Origin of the sequence: Bacillus tuaregi (assembly GCF_900104575.1) — a bacterium.
Classification (GTDB): Bacteria; Bacillota; Bacilli; order Bacillales; family Cytobacillaceae; genus Bacillus_BD; species Bacillus_BD tuaregi.
In genome coordinates, this window is the sequence record NZ_LT629731.1 from 2761045 (window position 1) to 2778126 (window position 17082).

Below are 17082 nucleotides of genomic sequence, written 5' to 3' on the forward strand. Positions count from 1 at the left end.
TCTATTGTTGTATTCGTTCGTTTCTCATAGCCCTAGTAGCATATACGATAATAGAGTTTAGAGAATAAAACGGCTTAAATCTTTATTCCTTGAAATTGCCCCTAGCTTTTCTTCAACATATTGCGGTGTGATTGTTATTTTATCCATTGTAATTTCCGCTGCCTCAAAGGATAAATCCTCAAGCAGTTTTTCTAATATCGTGTGCAGACGTCTTGCCCCAATATTATCGGTATTTTGATTCACCTCAAATGCCACTTCAGCGATCTTAGTAATAGCATCGTCAGAAAATTCAATTTGTATACCTTCGGTTGCCAATAATGCTTCATATTGTTTAATTAATGCATTATCAGGCTCAATAAGTATCTTTACAAAATCATCTGTTGTTAATTTCGTAAGTTCAACCCGGATTGGGAATCTACCCTGTAACTCCGGTATTAAATCAGAAGGCTTTGCGATATGAAATGCACCAGCCGCAATAAATAAAATATGATCAGTTTTCACTGAACCGTACTTCGTAACAACCGTTGATCCTTCCACAATTGGAAGAATATCACGTTGGACACCTTCACGAGAGACATCCGCGGATGAGCCACCACTATTCTTACTGGCAATTTTATCAATTTCATCAATAAAGATGATACCAGACTGTTCTGCACGATATACCGCTTCCTGTGTAACCTCGTCCATGTCAATTAACTTCTGTGCTTCTTCCTGCGTTAATACTTTTCTAGCTTCATGAACAGCTAGTTTTCTTTTTTTACGACGTTTAGGCATTAGACTTCCTAATGCATCTTGCATATTCAAGCCCATTTGTTCCATGCCTGAGCCCTGTAGCATGTCAAACATAGAGGGCTGATTTTCTTCGACTTCAACTGTTACTATTTCATTTTCCAATTCCCCAGCCTCTAACTTAAGCTGCACATTTCTCCGCTTCTCCTGCAGACTCGCTTCTTCTGTACCACTTGTATCCTGCTGTTCCTGGTTATTGCCACCACCAAACAGCATTTCAAGTGGATTTTTTATCGCTGACGCTTTTTTATTGGAAGGGACAAGCAATTCAATTAACCGCTGATTGGCATTCTTCTCCGCTTTACCTTTTACGCTTTGCATTTTTTCTTCTTTTACAAGTCGTACAGCTGTTTCAATTAAATCCCGAACCATTGATTCCACATCACGACCAACATAGCCAACTTCCGTAAATTTCGTAGCTTCCACTTTCACAAACGGCGCCTGAACAAGCTTTGCAATTCTTCGGGCAATCTCCGTTTTCCCCACACCTGTCGGTCCAATCATAAGGATATTTTTCGGGCTGATTTCATCTCGAATTTTTTCATCTAAAAGACTACGGCGATATCGATTACGAAGTGCCACCGCAACCGCTTTTTTTGCATCATTTTGACCGATAATATATTGGTTAAGTCGTTCAACAATTTGACGGGGTGTTAAATTCATACTAGTTCCCATTATTTGGACTCCCTTCCCACTATAGCTCTTCGACAATAATATTGTCGTTTGTATAGACACAGATTTCTGAGGCAATTTCAAGAGCTGCTTTGGCTATTTCCTTCGCTGTTAAATGTTCACCGGTATATTTTTTTAATGAACGCCCCGCAGATAACGCATAGTTACCTCCTGAACCAATAGCTAAAATACCATCATCAGGCTCAATCACTTCCCCAGTACCTGAAACAAGCAGCAAATCCTTCTCATCCATGATAATTAACATTGCTTCCAATCTTCTTAAAACCTTATCACTTCTCCATAGTTTAGCTAACTCTACAGCTGCACGCTGCAGATTTCCATTATACTCCTCTAGTTTGCCTTCAAATAATTCAAATAATGTAAAGGCATCTGCAACAGAGCCTGCAAATCCGGCTAATACTTTTCCATTAAAAAGCTTTCTAACTTTTCTAGCTGTATGCTTCATAACAACAGCATTCCCAAAGGTTACTTGGCCGTCACCAGCCATAGCACATTTCCCCTTGTGCTGAATCGCAAAAATAGTGGTTGCATGAAATTCCGCCACCAAAAGCCCTCCTTTTTATCACGGTTTATCAGCAAATCATTCTTGGAGCCTATCACATGCATTCGCTGTACACTTTTAAGCTCGTGGATGGTGTGAAAGATATGAATTTCTTAGATATTCATTAGTTACATGAGTATATTTTTGTGTTGACGAAAGAAAAGCATGACCTAATAGCTCTTGAACTGTTCTCATATCTGCTCCATTTTGCAGTAAATGAGTCGCAAATGTATGTCTGATCATGTGGGGATGTATTTTCCCATTAAACGTTGAATCCTCAAGTATCTTATTTAATATGACGCTTATCCCTCTCGTTGTAAGAGGACCACCTCGGTAATTGACAAAAAGATAATCATGATTATCGTGATTTCTCATCAAATGTTTACGTCCAATATGTATGTATTGTTCTAATGCATCATGAGCAAAGCTGCCAAAAGGGACATAGCGATCCTTCTGACCCTTACCGTGAACAAGAATGGTTGATAAAAAGAAATCAACATCCTTAAGCTGTAATTGGCTGCATTCACCTACGCGAATCCCTGTAGCGTATAATAATTCTAGTAAGGCTAAATTCCTTAACCCCAACGGTGTATCTGTTTTACATGCCGTAAATAACTGTTGCATTTCTTCACCATAAAAAAAATTAGGCAACCGTTTCTCTGCTTTAGGGATCGAAACAAGCGTAAAGGGATTTTCTTCAATTATTTTTTCCCTCAGCAAAAACTTATAAAAGCTACGTAAGCTGGATATTTTTCTTGCCACTGATTTACGGGCTAATTCTAATTCATACAGTTTCGTTAAATAGATTCGTATGTCTGAATAGGTTACTTCCTTTACTCCGTTAATATTTTGTTCACTCATGAACATAAAAAAATCTTTTACATCATGCTCATAAGACCCAATTGTATATTGTGAATAATTTCGTTCAATTTGTAAATATTCAATAAACAACTTTAACATAACGTTCACATTTTCAGTCATACCTGCTCACCTCATATAGGCTACTATACTATACCATATTATAGCAGCCTCAGCAATTAATTCACAAACTGTTCTTAAAGTTCTGAATTGTTTCCAACGCACGCTTTGCATGTTGTTCATTTCTTTCCTGCTTCCCTTTGATTCTCACTGGAAGTTCAGGAAACAAGCCAAAATTAGCATTCATCGGCTGGAAGTTCTTCGCATTAGTCGTTGTAATATAATGTGCCATACTACCAATTGCTGTTTCCACAGGAAAAGACACTGTCTCTTGCCCATTTACTAGTCTTGCAGCGTTTATTCCGGCAACCAATCCACTTGCTGCCGATTCAACATACCCTTCCACTCCTGTCATTTGACCAGCAAAAAACAAATCTTCACGGAGTTTAAATTGATAGGTTGACTTTAACACTTTTGGTGAATTAATAAAGGTATTTCGATGCATGACACCGTAGCGTACAATCTCCGCTTGTTCAAGACCGGGGATTAATTGCAGCACTTCTTTCTGTGCTCCCCACTTCAAATGCGTCTGAAAGCCAACAATATTATATAGTGTTCCAGCGGCGTCATCCTGGCGCAATTGAACAACAGCATAAGGTCTTTTCCCTGTTTTCGGGTCCTCAAGTCCAACTGGCTTCATAGGACCGAATAACATCGTTTTTCTCCCTCTTTTAGCCATCACTTCAATTGGCATACACCCTTCAAAGAAAACCTCCTTTTCAAACTCCTTCAAAGGTGCTGTTTCTGCCGTAATTAAAGCATTATAGAAGCGATCGAATTCTTCCTCTGTCATCGGACAGTTTAAATAAGCAGCTTCGCCTTTATCGTAACGGGATTTTAAGTATACCTTGTTCATGTCAATACTATCTTTTTCAACGATTGGTGCGGCAGCATCATAAAAATATAAATAATCCTCTCCAGTCATTGTCTTCAGTTTTTCAGCAAGTGCTGAACTTGTTAATGGACCAGTCGCAATAATGGTCACTCCCTCAGGTATCTCCGTTACCTCTTCGTTCATAACCGTCACATTTGGATGGTTTTTTACACTATCCGTAACATGCCCCGCAAATTCATGGCGATCAACGGCTAACGCACCTCCAGCTGGTACAGCGCATTCGTCGGCAGATCGTATGATCACTGAATCAAGCTGACGCATTTCCTCCTTTAATACACCTACTGCATTCGTTAAATTATTGGCTCTTAAGGAATTACTACAGACAAGCTCAGCGAATTTATCTGTATGATGTGCCGGGGTTTGTTTAACAGGTCTCATTTCATATAATCGGACTGAAATCCCCCTTATCGCTAATTGCCAGGCTGCTTCACTTCCTGCAAGCCCCGCACCAATTACATTTACAAATTTATCTGACATACTAAACCTCCTAAAGTAAAGAACATAAACCTTTCATCACAATCACTCAACAAAGCTGAGAATTTATTTCTTCAAGTAAAAAACTTATCCAATTCGCTTATAGTCTTTTTATTTACATTCACTCTGCATTTTACACAAAATCTGCAAGAGAATAAAGTTTCAAGTGATGATTTATGTCGATTTTTATATAATTTTGTCAAAATAACAGCAATTAATCAATTTTCATTTGTCACATAGGAAAAGAGTGAGTATTTTACTCACCCTTAACTTTGCGGCTCTTCTTTATAATCACATTCCACGCATTGTACCTGTATACCCTTTTTAAGCTTCTTTTCTACTAGGAGCGCTTCACATTTAGGACATTTGCGAGGTAATGGCTTATCCCAAGAAAGAAAATCACATTCTGGAAAGCGATCACAACCATAGAATATCCGTTTTTTCTTACTTTTTCTTTCAATTATATTACCTTCATTACATTTCGGACACTTGACACCTATTTCCTTTACAATAGCCTTTGTATTTCGACAGTCAGGAAAATTGCTACATGCCATGAATTTTCCATAGCGACCCATTTTAAATACCATCGGATTTCCACATTGCTCACAATCTTCACCGGCAGGCTCATCTTTAATTTCTACATGTTCCATTTCTTTCTCAGCTATTTTAAGCTTCTTCTCAAACCCTTGGTAAAAATCATCAATGATTTTTACCCAGTTTATTTGACCCTCTTCAATGTTATCCAAATCTTGTTCCATTTTAGCCGTAAATTCCACATTAAGTATTTCCGGGAAGAAATCAAACATTAATTCTGTCACAATCTCTCCGAGTTCAGTCGGAATAAAGCGTTTATTTTCTAGGGCAACGTAGCCTCTCTTTTGAATGGTATCTAATGTCGGTGCAAATGTTGAGGGACGCCCGATTCCAAGCTCTTCAAGAGTTCTTACCAGCCTTGCTTCTGTATATCGCGGAGGTGGCTGTGTAAAATGCTGCTTAGGATCGATATCCTTCTTCAAGACCACGTCACCTTCACGCAAATCAGGAAGTAAGCGGTCTTTTTTCTCCTCGGCATTATCATCCGTTCCTTCTACATAAACCTTCATAAAGCCAGGAAACTTGATTTTTGAACCCGTTGCTCTGAATATGACAGGACCATTCTTTAAATCAACACTCATTGTATCCATGACAGCAGCAGACATTTGACTTGCTACAAATCGTTCCCAAATTAATTTATACAGTCGCAATTGATCCCGAGAAAGGAATTCCTTTAGGCTACTCGGTTCACGTAAAGCACTTGTCGGGCGAATAGCTTCATGGGCATCCTGTGCGTTTGCATTTTTCTTTTCCTTACGCTGTTCTTCCTGCAAATAGTTCTTACCATAGGTGGTTTCGATATATTGTGCAGCTTCTCCCTTTGCTATATCAGAGATACGGGTAGAATCTGTTCTCATATATGTAATAAGACCAATTGTACCTTCACTTCCAATATCTATACCTTCATAAAGCTGCTGCGCAAGCATCATCGTCTTTCTAGCTCTGAAATTCAGCTTTCTTGCTGCTTCCTGCTGTAATGAAGAAGTCGTAAAAGGGGCAGCCGGATTTCGGCGACGTTCTTTTTTCGTCACATTTTCGACAGTGAACCGGTTACCATCCATTTGCTTTAAGACTGCTTCTACATCTGACTCAGAGCCTAGCTCTACTTTCTTCTTATCTATCCCGTAAAACGATGCCTCGAAGCTCTCAGTCCCTTTTAAAAACTCACCATTGATTGTCCAATATTCTTCAGGGATAAATGCTTTAATCTCTTTTTCTCTATCAATAATCAAACGAACAGCGACCGATTGAACTCTACCAGCACTCAAACCCTTTTTTACCTTTTTCCATAATAATGGGCTAATGTTATATCCTACTAGTCGGTCTAGGATTCTTCTCGCCTGCTGTGCATCCACTAAATCCATATTAATTGGACGAGGATGCTTAAACGACTCTTTTATAGCATCTTTTGTTATTTCATTAAAAACAACTCGACAATCAGAGTTTACGTCTACGTTTAAACTATTCGCTAAATGCCAAGCAATGGCTTCCCCTTCGCGATCAGGGTCAGCTGCAAGATATACTTTCTTTGCCTTTTTTGCAGCTGTTTTTAAATCCTTCAAAATAGGACCTTTACCTCGAATCGTAATATATTTCGGTTCAAACTGTTTTTCATAATCAATACCCATTTGACTCTTAGGTAAATCCCTAATATGTCCCATCGATGCTTTTACTTTATATTTCTTCCCTAAATACTTCTCAATCGTCTTAGCCTTTGCAGGTGATTCAACGATTACAAGAAACTCTGACATTCCAAAATCCTCCTCAAGAGGGATTATATCCGCACTATTTCTATCCTTATAGCTGTAAACTTAAAATATTCATTATTATTGTCCAAATTCATCTCGTCTGTCAACAAAAGCCGTTAAATTATTTGCAATATTTCATCTTTTATATGACTATTTTCAAAATGACCATGGTTTTAGGCTATAAAAATAAGTATTAAAAGTCTATTCCATTTGTACATTTATCATCCATTTACACGGATATTTTCCGACCTTTTTCGTAATCTTTAACTAGATGATTTACTTCATTATAATACATTTTTAGAAATTCAGTAATGACATAACTTATGTTGCAAAATGTATAACAGATTAAAAATAATTTCAACCTTTTTATTGAATATTTCACAAAAAGTTGGGGAAAACGAAACAAAAACAGTTATTTTTCTTCATTATATTAATAGCTAAAAATTATATACATACTCTAACTTATAACTCTTCTAAAATATCCTGCGCTGTGATAACAAGTTTGGCACCTTGTTGAATAAGGTGATTCGTTCCAAATGAATACGGAGTAAGAATATGTCCGGGAATAGCAAATACATCCCTTCCTTCTTGCAGTGCGTAATCTGCTGTAATCAATGAACCACTCCTTTTTTTTGCTTCGACAACAAGGGTTCCCTGACTGATTCCTGCAATAATACGATTTCTCATCGGAAAATGCCATTTTTGAGGAGGGGTATGTGGAGGATATTCAGATATCACCAAATGTGTCTGCATCATTTCCTGTGCAAGCCTTTCATTCTGCTTAGGATATATATATTCGAATCCACCTGCAATAACACCAATTGTCTTACCGCCAAGACGAATAGCAGTTTGATGTGCTTCTGCGTCTATTCCGGCAGCAAGACCGCTTACTATGACCGTGTCCTGTTTTATTAACTCTGGAAATAATAACTCGATAGACTTTTTCCCAAATGCTGTTGCCTGTCTAGAGCCAACGACAGCAAGCCGTTTCCTTTTCGAATTTAATAGGTCTATATCACCTTTTACATAAAGGACCCAGGGAGGCTTATACGTTTCTTTTAACAGCATAGGATATTCATCATCAAAAATAGTCAAAATATTAATCTGCAACTGCTCATAAGAGTGAATCCTGTCGATAGCATTCTCTAATTTTAAGTCATGAAGGATGGAAGGAGCGGTTTTTAGCGCGCAGAGCAGGCTCTTAGGATGGGAATCATAGAGGGAGTTTAACTGGGGGTCTTTTTTAAGAATTGTAAAAATACTATCCCAACTCGCCCCTCTGCAATGGTGGAGATGAATCAGTCTTTGTTTGAAATTCATAATAATCCTCCTCTTATCTAAGTATTTAATTCTATAAAAGGTCAGTTGCACCTTCTAAACTAATGGAAACGGGAAAAAGCCCCCCATTTTCGGGGGACTTAGTCCTACAATTACCTTATTAATGTGTTTTACATTTTTCGTAAAGACCCTTTTCCTTTAAAACAGTAATTAACGTTTCTCCCATTACAGAAGGGGTGTCGGCCACTTTGATGCCACATTCATTCATCACACGAATTTTTTCATCTGCCGTACCTTTACCGCCTGAAATAATCGCTCCTGCATGACCCATACGTTTTCCTGGAGGTGCTGTACGACCACCAATAAAGCCAACAACCGGCTTTGTCATATTAGCTTTTACCCATTCTGCAGCTTCTTCTTCAGCTGTTCCACCGATTTCACCAATCATGATCACTGCTTCGGTTTCTGGGTCCTCATTGAATGCTTTAAGAACATCGATGAAGTTTGTACCGTTAACAGGGTCTCCGCCAATTCCCACAGCCGTTGTTTGGCCAATACCAGCCTGTGTTAATTGATGAACCGCTTCATATGTTAATGTTCCAGATCGGGATACAACACCAACGTGGCCTTTTTTGTGAATGTATCCTGGCATGATACCAATTTTACATTCATCAGCTGTAATCACTCCCGGGCAGTTAGGTCCGACTAAGCGGGTTTTCTTGCCTTCCATATAACGTTTCACTTTTACCATATCCAGTACTGGAATATGCTCAGTAATACAAATAGCGAGCTCAATCTCAGCGTCTACTGCTTCAATAATAGCATCGGCAGCAAAAGCAGCAGGAACATAAATAACTGATGCAGTTGCACCTGTAGCATCTACAGCATCTTTCACTGTGTTAAACACGGGTACGCCTTCAACCTCTTGTCCACCCTTACCTGGTGACGTACCTCCAACAATTTTAGTACCATATTCTAACATTTGTTTTGTATGAAAAAGGGCAGTGGATCCTGTAATCCCTTGAACAATTACTTTTGTATCTTTATTAATAAATACGCTCACGTCTATTCTCCTTTCTATTACTTCACTAGTGTAACGATTTTTTGTGCTCCGTCAGCCATTGACTCAGCAGGAACAATATTAAGACCTGATTCACGTAAAATTTGTTTACCAAGATCTACGTTTGTACCTTCTAAACGTACAACAAGCGGCACTTCAAGACCTAATTGCTTCGCAGCTTCGACAACACCCGTTGCAATAACATCACACTTCATGATTCCACCAAAGATATTAACAAAAATACCTTTAACATTTGGATCAGAAAGGATAATTTTGAAAGCTTCTGTTACCTTTTCAGCTGTGGCACCGCCCCCAACATCAAGGAAGTTTGCCGGATCTCCGCCATAATGTTTAATAATATCCATTGTTGACATGGCAAGTCCAGCTCCGTTTACCATGCAGCCTATGTTCCCATCTAGAGAAACATAGCTTAAATCATATTTAGATGCTTCGATCTCTTTTGGGTCTTCCTCTTCAAGGTCACGGTATTCAAGAACATCTTTTTGTCTATATAGTGAATTTGAATCAAAGTTTAATTTTGCATCAAGTGCCATTACTTTTCCATCACCTGTTACAACAAGCGGGTTGATTTCAGCAATTGAGCAATCCTTTTCAACATAAGCATTGTAAAGTCCCATCATAAACTTTACAGCCTGGTTGATTAGATTATGCGGAATATTAATATTAAAGGCGATTCTGCGTGCTTGATATGGCATTAATCCCAACACCGGATCAATTTCTTCTTTAAAGATTTTCTCTGGAGTCTTTTCTGCCACTTCTTCAATCTCAGTTCCACCTTCTTCAGAGGCCATTAAGGTCACTCTTGAAGTCGCGCGGTCTAATACAAGACCAACATAGTACTCTTTCTTAATGTCACAGCCCTCTTCGATAAGTAAGCGTTTGACTTCCTTGCCTTCTGGACCTGTTTGATGCGTGATAAGTGTTTTACCCAGAATTTCAGTTGCGTATGTACGAACCTCATCCAAATTTTTTGCGACTTTTACACCGCCAGCTTTTCCTCTTCCACCTGCGTGAATCTGCGCTTTCACGACACAAACATCGGATCCAAGTTGCTTCGCTGCTTCCACTGCTTCTTCGACAGTAAATGCAACTTTACCATTTGGAACCTCTACCCCATACATTCTGAGGATTTCTTTTCCTTGGTACTCATGAATATTCATTTCCCATCCTCCTATCAAACTAGTAGAAAGCATCTGTATAAAACAGCTACTTCCTTTTCCAATAGTTTTTCACTATTGAATAAAATAAAAATATACTGCGCTTTCATACATTTTATATTAAGGTAACGGAACTTGTCTACAATAATGAATCAAAAATTTACTTTTTTTTAAATATTCGGACACTTTTAGCGTTGTAACCGTTTTCAATTCTCTTAAACTATAGTGAAATAGAAAAAATATTATTTTATATATAAATATTCTATAGTTATAAATAAAATACTACGATACTATCTATATATTTCAATATACCATTAGTTTTATTTATTCACCTTCGAATCTAACTGATAGATGAAGGCAAATACCTCTGCAACTGCCTGATAAAGCTCATCAGGAATCTTATCATTTATATTTAACTTTCCTAATAACTCTACTAAAGAAGGATCCTCCTGTATTGGAATTTGATGTTTTTTGGCTTCTGCTAGAATTTTGTCGGCTGTCAGTCCCTTTCCTTTAGCGACAATCCTTGGAGCATCTGATTGATGCTCCTCATAGGAAAGGACAACCGCTTCTTTTCTTTTCTCAAACTGATTCGTCATATTCGTACATCCACTCCTGAATAAGAACTTTGACCTGTATATAATGATGATGCTTTTAACTGTTTTATATTTTGCTCTGACGGCCTTACAAAGCTGACAGCTGACAGAGTAAAGCGGAATGCCTGCAAATTCTCCGTTAGTATATTGATATAAGGTATCGCTAGTTGCTTTAGATGGGGATGTTCATTAACAACGGTCAATGTAATGATTCGATTCTGTACCTGCATATCTATCATTGTTTCCTTAAGCTGTTGAAGTTCCAAGTAAAAAAGCACTCGGCAGTATGCCGGGTCCATTTGCCCCTTCTTATTTTTTCTTCCGCTCCACTGCATCGTTAAATCAATTGTTTTGTGCCCAAGTGGAAAGGGTATTTGGAGCGCAAATTGTTCCATTACTTTAACATCCTGGGCAAGAAGCTGAAGACCCGTAATTTTATGGAGCATTCTCTCAGCAAGATTCTTACCAACCTCGGTTACATCCTCCTGGATAAAATTCAATAGCAGTCCTTTTAACGTATTTTGTAAAGAGGTCTCATCAGCTTTTCCATGTACCAGCCTGCCAATTTCATATTCATGTGTATAACCAATCTGCTGCATGAGCTCCTTCATTTTTTCCGCAAGCATTGATGGCTGGACATCCTTTTCGATCCCCTCAGTTTTTTGTACGGAAGAGAAAGAATTCCGCTCATGATTAGATTGCAATAAATGCTCAATCATCCACTTCAATGGCTGAGCTACTTTTGACTTAGATTGCCCAAGAATCCCGTCTAATTCTTCCAGCCCCTCTGTCAGAGATACTGTATCGTTAGCGGCCAATAGTGCCTGAAAGGTTGATTTTGTCATCGGTAGCTCCCTTAAGACCATCTGTTTAATCGCTTCGAAGCCAGATTTGTTTGAATCCACCTCTTTAATCCAAGCGATCGCCTGCTCTATCATATCTTTATCAAACGGTAGCTGCTCCTTAAGAAAATAACGAGTCAATTCAAGATGCTCTCTATCTGCTGGAATTTGGAGTTCCTTTAGTAGCAGAGGTAAGGGGTCGATGGGAGCACTCCCATGCTTAGTGGAAGCTGTTAACACCTTCAACCTTACTTTTCCATCTCCAGGCTGAACCTGAAACCAATAACTCTGATGGGCTACTAAGGCTGCTTCCAATTGAGCGACAATCTTTTGCGAACCAATCTGAAGCGAGGCCATTCCATTCGGAAACAATTTGATTATTTTGCCATTCACTATTTGACCTGGCTGAAACGAAGCTGTTTTTAAATCAGATAATGCTCCATTTTGATTCAGTCCTGATATTAAATTGCTGATTATATTCATACTGTTACCCTCGAGATATGTATTCCTTTATAGGAGCGAAGCTCTTACGATGGATGGGTGTAATTCCATTGGCTTGAATGGATTCCAAATGCTCTTTTGTCCCATAGCCTGCGTGGTTAGCAAAGCCGTAGTTTGGATATTGCAGGTCATACTCCTTTAACATGCGATCTCGTGTTACCTTTGCCACAATCGATGCTGCTGCAATGGAAATACTTAATCCATCGCCTTTAATAATTGACTCCTGCGGGTATGGTGTATCTAGTTTCATTGCATCAATTAAAAGAAATTCAGGTTTTGGCTCTAATTGTGAGATAGCGGACATCATTGCTTTTTTTGTGGCAGCAAAAATATTTATGTGGTCAATTTCATTATTATCAATAATACCAAGACCAATGGCTATAGCTTTAGCTTTTATTTCTTGATACAAATGCTCTCGTTTTTGCTCAGTTAGTTTTTTGGAATCGTCAATACCTGGCAGATAAAAGTCTCCAGGTAGGATAACAGCGGCAGCCACAACCGGACCCGCTAGTGGACCTCGTCCAACTTCATCAATCCCCGCAATCAATTGATAGCCTGCTTTTCTATATTTCTTTTCATATACGGTCATTTCCAGAAATCTCTCGTGCTGCAGCTTCCGCATCCTCTGCTCGCGATGCCATTTATTTATAAGGGTTTGAACTCCTTTTCTTTCATCCTGCTGGAGCTGTCGAAAAAAATCATCCTGTTCATCCTTTATCGCGACCAGCTTCTTTTCTATTTCCTTTATTGTCCATTTCAATTTCATCTACCCCTATTATTTCTTTACTATTATTTTTATCGGTTAAAAAACAAAAAATCAAGACGCTCTCTGAATGAAATCGTCTTGATTTTTTTGTTTAGTTCAAGTAAATTACGCATCTGTATTCGACTCAGAAGCAGCTATTACGGGTTTTTCAAACGATATTGCTCCCATTTTTTCAGTCCGGATTTCTCGGATAATGAGCTCGGTTACTTTATCGTAGTCAACCTCGCCTTTTCCCATTAAACAGCCTCGTTGTTTACCAATCATATCAAAAAATTGAACGATATCTTCTGGAAATTCATCGATATGAAAACGTTCCTTAAAACGGGTTGGATAATTCCCCTCAAGAAAGCGAATCGCATAAATTGCCACATCCTGTAAATTTAAGATTGCATCCTTAATCGCTCCCGTTAGTGCAAGCTTCAATCCGACCTCTGGATCTTCGAATTTTGGCCAAAGAATTCCCGGAGTATCCAATAATTCGAGTTCTTTTCCTACTTTAATCCATTGCTGGGCCTTTGTAACGCCCGGAGTATTTCCCGTTTTGGCGATATTTTTCTTTGCTAAGCGGTTAATTAAGGTGGACTTTCCAACATTAGGAATTCCAACAATCATCGCTCTTATAGCTCGAGGTTTAACCCCCTTCGCTTTCAACCTGTCAAACTTATCCTTTAATATCTCCTGGGCTGCTGACACGATTTCTTTCATTCCTGTACCAGCTTGGGAGTTTATGGCTAACGCCTTTATTCCCTGTTTCTTGAAGTACTCCACCCATTCTTTCGTAACAGCCTTATCCGCCATATCTGCTTTATTTAACAGTACAAGCCTAGGCTTATGCTGAATGATTTCATCAATCATGGGATTACGTGAAGACAAGGGAATGCGGGCATCCACCAATTCAAAAATAATATCTATTAGCTTTAACTTTTCTGTTACCTGTCTTCTAGCCTTAGCCATATGCCCAGGAAACCATTGGATTGTCAACTTACAAAACCTCCTGTTTACTTAATAAAACGTACATCCTCTAACGGCCAATAAATCACACTTGTTTTTCCTAATACTTTTTCCATTGGCACGGTCCCGATATGACGACTGTCTTTACTAAAACGGCGATTATCACCCATCACAAATAATTCACCTTCTGGTACGGTTGACTGGCCAATTTTTTCTTCTAATGTAAATGGTTCCGTCAACGGACCATCAATTACTTGCTTTTTATACTCATCTAGATACGGCTCTTTATATCGCTTTCCATTTATGTACAGCGTATCGTCTTTATACTCGATTGTATCCCCCGGAAGACCAATCACTCGTTTTATGTAATCCTTTTCCTCAGGCGCATGGAATACAATGATGTCAAAACGCTCAGGCGCACCAATTTTATAGCTGAACTTACTGACGATCATTCGGTCTTGGTCATGTAACGTCGGCATCATGGAAAGACCATCAACGACAATTGGAGCAAATAAAAAGTATCGGATAACTGCTGCTAATAATACGGCAATAACTAATGCCTTAATCCATTCCCATAATTCATTCTTTTTCTTTGCCAACGAAATCCCCCGCCATTCTTGGGTATATTTATGAAACAGTCGTAGTCGGATGAATCATATGTACAATAGCAGAACTAGGTTTATTGGAATTTTCTATTGCTTTCATAAAAATAGGACTGTTTCATACCTTCTTCTATATATTTTACAATAGTTTCAGATAAAAATAAAAAAAATCAGCTAGAATCAATAAAAAGGAGCCTGTTACCAAGCTCCTTTTTAACGCTCTATTATCGAATTTCTTTAATACGAGCTTTTTTACCACGTAGGTTACGTAGATAATAAAGTTTCGCACGACGGACTTTACCGCGACGAATCACTTCAAGCTTCGCAATTTTTGGTGTATGAACAGGGAAAGTACGCTCAACGCCTACTCCGTAAGAAATCTTACGAACTGTAAAAGTTTCGCTGATTCCACCACCACGACGCTTAATCACAACACCTTCATATACCTGAATACGCTCACGAGTTCCCTCAACAACCTTAACGTGTACACGTACTGTGTCACCAGGACGGAATGAAGGAAGATCTGAACGAAGTTGTTCTTTTGTGATTTCTTCGATTAATTTATGCATCGTTTTCAACTCCTTCCAACAGATGCTCTTGCATAATAAATAGATTATCTAAACTGCAGCGGAACATCGTTATAAGACTTATAACCATTGGTCTAAGCCACAAAAAATATAATAGCATATAATAGACATGAGTTCAATAGTCATGATGTTTTTCAGATAATAAAATTAACTTAACCTGAAATGATTACTACTTATTTCTTTCTTGCTTCTGGATTAACTCCTGAAGCCATTTTTTTTGCTTATCATCTAATTCAAAATCCTCCAGCAAATCAGGACGCCGTAAAAACGTTCTTTTTAATGATTCCTTGGCCCGCCATTCGTCTATTAAACGGTGATTCCCGGACAGCAGTACATCCGGGACCTTCATATCCCTAAATTCAGCAGGACGAGTGTAATGTGGATGCTCCAAGAGACCTGTACTGAAGGAATCCTTGATATGAGACTGTTGGTTTCCTAAGACATCAGGCAAAAGTCGTACAACGCTGTCAATAATCACCATCGCTCCCAATTCTCCACCTGTCAGAACAAAATCACCAATCGAAATTTCATCTGTCACCACATGCTCTCTAATTCTTTCATCATAGCCTTCATAATGCCCGCAAATAAAAATTAAATGGTCAGCCTGCGCTAGCTCCTCAGCCTTTTTTTGATTATAGCGTGCTCCCTGTGGACAAAGCAAAACAACACGTGGTTTCTCTACTTCTGATTTTACTGTTAAATCCGCTACCGCATCAAAAATCGGCTGTGGTTTCAACACCATTCCGGCTCCCCCACCATATGGATAATCATCCACTGTATGATGCTTGTTATCAGCATAATCACGAAAATTTACAATCCGATAGGAAACTGCCTTTATGTCTTCTGCCCGTTTTAAAATAGAGGTCCCGAGTACGCCAGGAAACATTTCAGGAAACAGTGTCAATACATCAATTTTCATCATGACAAAAGTCCCTCGAGCGGGGAGATAATAATCTTTTTCTCCTCAACGTCAATTTCTTTGACAACTTCCTCAATATAAGGGATTAAGTTCTCCTTACCCTTACCCTTCACAACCCAAACATCATTTGCCCCTGGTGTTAGGATTTCCGTTACTTTTCCAATTTCAGTACCATCAGCTGTCAATACCGTGCAGCCAATGATTTCATGAAAATAATACTCATCCTCATCCAGTGCTCCAAGCTGACTTTCAGGAACCTTCAACAACCCGTCCTTAAACAATTCAATCTGATTAATATCATCATATCCCTCAAAGGAAAGCAGATCAAAGTTTTTATGGGTACGATGAGTTTTGACAATTAATTCAATTGGTTCACTCTGACCCTGTTTAAATAGAAATAAAGAATTTCCTTTTTTATATCGCTCATCCGCGAAATCTGTTTTGGAAATCACACGAACCTCACCTTTAATTCCGTGTGTATTCACAACTTTTCCGACATTAAACCACTTCTCCATTAGAATCCTCACCTCTAACGTATTTCAATCACAATGTCATCCTTAACCACAATGGTTTTCCTGTGTAACAGTTCACTCCAGCAATCACCTTTATTGACGTCTACTAGCCCTTGAACTTCTGTTTCCTTTAATTCGCTTCCCAATGGTAGCATATGTAATTGTTCTAATTGAAACTCTATCAGTTGTACTTTTTCAAGTCTACTTTGAATTTCTTTATCAAATTGATTTTTTAACTCTGACTGCTGGAATTTTTTCTTTTCTAGCTTCTTTTGCTCAAAACGGAGCTGATCACATTCCTTTTGCAGCTGAACTAAATTCATATGATACTTCTTTTCCAGCTCTGCTTTACTTTTCTCGGTTAAAATCTGCTTTACGTTCACGGTCTGTACAAGCTTCATCTAAGCGCCCTCCTCTCATACTCCTATTATGATACAAGATAAGCGAAAGCACACAGATTTTTGACTTTGAAATAATATGTAGATGTAAAACTAAATGATGTTAAAAAAAAGCGCAGGAGCCTTATTGGCACTTGCGCTTTTTCTGTCTTATCGATGAATCTAGGCTTTCCATAACGA

Annotated in this window: 17 protein-coding genes; all 17 read right to left on the reverse strand. The window is 38.6% G+C overall.

The annotated features are described in order from the left end of the window. Window positions 1–57 precede the first annotated feature (57 nt). On the reverse strand, window positions 58–1464 hold the full coding sequence (gene hslU, locus BQ5321_RS15530; protein WP_071395345.1) for an HslU--HslV peptidase ATPase subunit: 1407 nt from the start codon (window positions 1462–1464) through the stop codon (window positions 58–60). Window positions 1465–1483: 19 nt separating this feature from the next. After that, entirely contained in the window at window positions 1484–2026 is a 543-nt protein-coding gene (gene hslV, locus BQ5321_RS15535) for an ATP-dependent protease subunit HslV (RefSeq protein WP_071395346.1), read from the reverse strand. Between the two features lie 75 nt (window positions 2027–2101). Beyond that, a complete protein-coding gene (gene xerC / locus BQ5321_RS15540) occupies window positions 2102–3004 on the reverse strand; it encodes a tyrosine recombinase XerC (RefSeq protein ID WP_071395347.1) in 903 nt (300 codons plus the stop codon). Window positions 3005–3065: 61 nt separating this feature from the next. Beyond that, window positions 3066–4373, reverse strand: coding sequence for an FADH(2)-oxidizing methylenetetrahydrofolate--tRNA-(uracil(54)-C(5))-methyltransferase TrmFO (trmFO, locus tag BQ5321_RS15545; RefSeq protein WP_071395348.1), 1308 nt, complete (start codon window positions 4371–4373; stop codon window positions 3066–3068). Between the two features lie 263 nt (window positions 4374–4636). Further along, window positions 4637–6715 (reverse strand): type I DNA topoisomerase, encoded by a 2079-nt coding sequence (gene topA, locus BQ5321_RS15550; protein WP_071395349.1) that lies wholly within the window; start codon window positions 6713–6715, stop codon window positions 4637–4639. A 459-nt stretch (window positions 6716–7174) separates the two neighbouring features. Next, window positions 7175–8032 (reverse strand): DNA-processing protein DprA, encoded by an 858-nt coding sequence (gene dprA / locus BQ5321_RS15555; RefSeq protein ID WP_071395350.1) that lies wholly within the window; start codon window positions 8030–8032, stop codon window positions 7175–7177. A gap of 118 nt (window positions 8033–8150) precedes the next feature. After that, window positions 8151–9053 (reverse strand): succinate--CoA ligase subunit alpha, encoded by a 903-nt coding sequence (sucD, locus tag BQ5321_RS15560; protein ID WP_071395351.1) that lies wholly within the window; start codon window positions 9051–9053, stop codon window positions 8151–8153. Window positions 9054–9070: 17 nt separating this feature from the next. Then, window positions 9071–10231 carry an ADP-forming succinate--CoA ligase subunit beta gene (gene sucC / locus BQ5321_RS15565; protein WP_071395352.1) on the reverse strand — a complete coding sequence of 387 codons (1161 nt, stop codon included), beginning with the start codon at window positions 10229–10231 and terminating at the stop codon, window positions 9071–9073. A gap of 317 nt (window positions 10232–10548) precedes the next feature. Then, on the reverse strand, window positions 10549–10827 hold the full coding sequence (locus tag BQ5321_RS15570; protein ID WP_071395353.1) for an EscU/YscU/HrcU family type III secretion system export apparatus switch protein: 279 nt from the start codon (window positions 10825–10827) through the stop codon (window positions 10549–10551). After that, window positions 10824–12149: a hypothetical protein gene (locus BQ5321_RS15575; protein ID WP_071395354.1), complete on the reverse strand. Its 1326-nt coding sequence runs from the start codon at window positions 12147–12149 to the stop codon at window positions 10824–10826. Before BQ5321_RS15575 ends, BQ5321_RS15570 begins: the two co-directional genes overlap by 4 nt. Window positions 12150–12153: 4 nt before the next feature. Then, window positions 12154–12933 (reverse strand): ribonuclease HII, encoded by a 780-nt coding sequence (locus BQ5321_RS15580; protein WP_071395355.1) that lies wholly within the window; start codon window positions 12931–12933, stop codon window positions 12154–12156. A 105-nt stretch (window positions 12934–13038) separates the two neighbouring features. Further along, on the reverse strand, window positions 13039–13914 hold the full coding sequence (gene ylqF, locus BQ5321_RS15585; protein WP_071395356.1) for a ribosome biogenesis GTPase YlqF: 876 nt from the start codon (window positions 13912–13914) through the stop codon (window positions 13039–13041). 17 nt (window positions 13915–13931) lie between these two features. Beyond that, a complete protein-coding gene (lepB, locus tag BQ5321_RS15590; protein WP_071395357.1) occupies window positions 13932–14483 on the reverse strand; it encodes a signal peptidase I in 552 nt (183 codons plus the stop codon). Between the two features lie 227 nt (window positions 14484–14710). Further along, window positions 14711–15055 (reverse strand): 50S ribosomal protein L19, encoded by a 345-nt coding sequence (gene rplS, locus BQ5321_RS15595; protein ID WP_071395358.1) that lies wholly within the window; start codon window positions 15053–15055, stop codon window positions 14711–14713. A gap of 187 nt (window positions 15056–15242) precedes the next feature. After that, complete coding sequence (gene trmD, locus BQ5321_RS15600; protein WP_071395359.1) at window positions 15243–15995, reverse strand: tRNA (guanosine(37)-N1)-methyltransferase TrmD; 753 nt, start codon at window positions 15993–15995, stop codon at window positions 15243–15245. Then, entirely contained in the window at window positions 15992–16507 is a 516-nt protein-coding gene (gene rimM / locus BQ5321_RS15605) for a ribosome maturation factor RimM (protein ID WP_071395360.1), read from the reverse strand. Before rimM ends, trmD begins: the two co-directional genes overlap by 4 nt. A 14-nt stretch (window positions 16508–16521) precedes the next feature. Further along, window positions 16522–16905, reverse strand: coding sequence for a YlqD family protein (locus tag BQ5321_RS15610; protein ID WP_071395361.1), 384 nt, complete (start codon window positions 16903–16905; stop codon window positions 16522–16524). Window positions 16906–17082: the final 177 nt, after the last annotated feature.

What these genes read in the sequence shown, in the direction of transcription:
- hslU (WP_071395345.1), bottom strand. Translation starts at nt 1,464, where the DNA reads ATGGGAACTAGTATGAATTTAACACCCCGTCAAATTGTTGAACGACTT.
- xerC (WP_071395347.1), bottom strand. Translation starts at nt 3,004, where the DNA reads ATGACTGAAAATGTGAACGTTATGTTAAAGTTGTTTATTGAATATTTA.
- trmFO (WP_071395348.1), bottom strand. Translation starts at nt 4,373, where the DNA reads ATGTCAGATAAATTTGTAAATGTAATTGGTGCGGGGCTTGCAGGAAGT.
- topA (WP_071395349.1), bottom strand. Translation starts at nt 6,715, where the DNA reads ATGTCAGAGTTTCTTGTAATCGTTGAATCACCTGCAAAGGCTAAGACG.
- dprA (WP_071395350.1), bottom strand. Translation starts at nt 8,032, where the DNA reads ATGAATTTCAAACAAAGACTGATTCATCTCCACCATTGCAGAGGGGCG.
- sucC (WP_071395352.1), bottom strand. Translation starts at nt 10,231, where the DNA reads ATGAATATTCATGAGTACCAAGGAAAAGAAATCCTCAGAATGTATGGG.
- BQ5321_RS15570 (WP_071395353.1), bottom strand. Translation starts at nt 10,827, where the DNA reads ATGACGAATCAGTTTGAGAAAAGAAAAGAAGCGGTTGTCCTTTCCTAT.
- BQ5321_RS15575 (WP_071395354.1), bottom strand. Translation starts at nt 12,149, where the DNA reads ATGAATATAATCAGCAATTTAATATCAGGACTGAATCAAAATGGAGCA.
- BQ5321_RS15580 (WP_071395355.1), bottom strand. Translation starts at nt 12,933, where the DNA reads ATGAAATTGAAATGGACAATAAAGGAAATAGAAAAGAAGCTGGTCGCG.
- rplS (WP_071395358.1), bottom strand. Translation starts at nt 15,055, where the DNA reads ATGCATAAATTAATCGAAGAAATCACAAAAGAACAACTTCGTTCAGAT.
- trmD (WP_071395359.1), bottom strand. Translation starts at nt 15,995, where the DNA reads ATGATGAAAATTGATGTATTGACACTGTTTCCTGAAATGTTTCCTGGC.
- rimM (WP_071395360.1), bottom strand. Translation starts at nt 16,507, where the DNA reads ATGGAGAAGTGGTTTAATGTCGGAAAAGTTGTGAATACACACGGAATT.
- BQ5321_RS15610 (WP_071395361.1), bottom strand. Translation starts at nt 16,905, where the DNA reads ATGAAGCTTGTACAGACCGTGAACGTAAAGCAGATTTTAACCGAGAAA.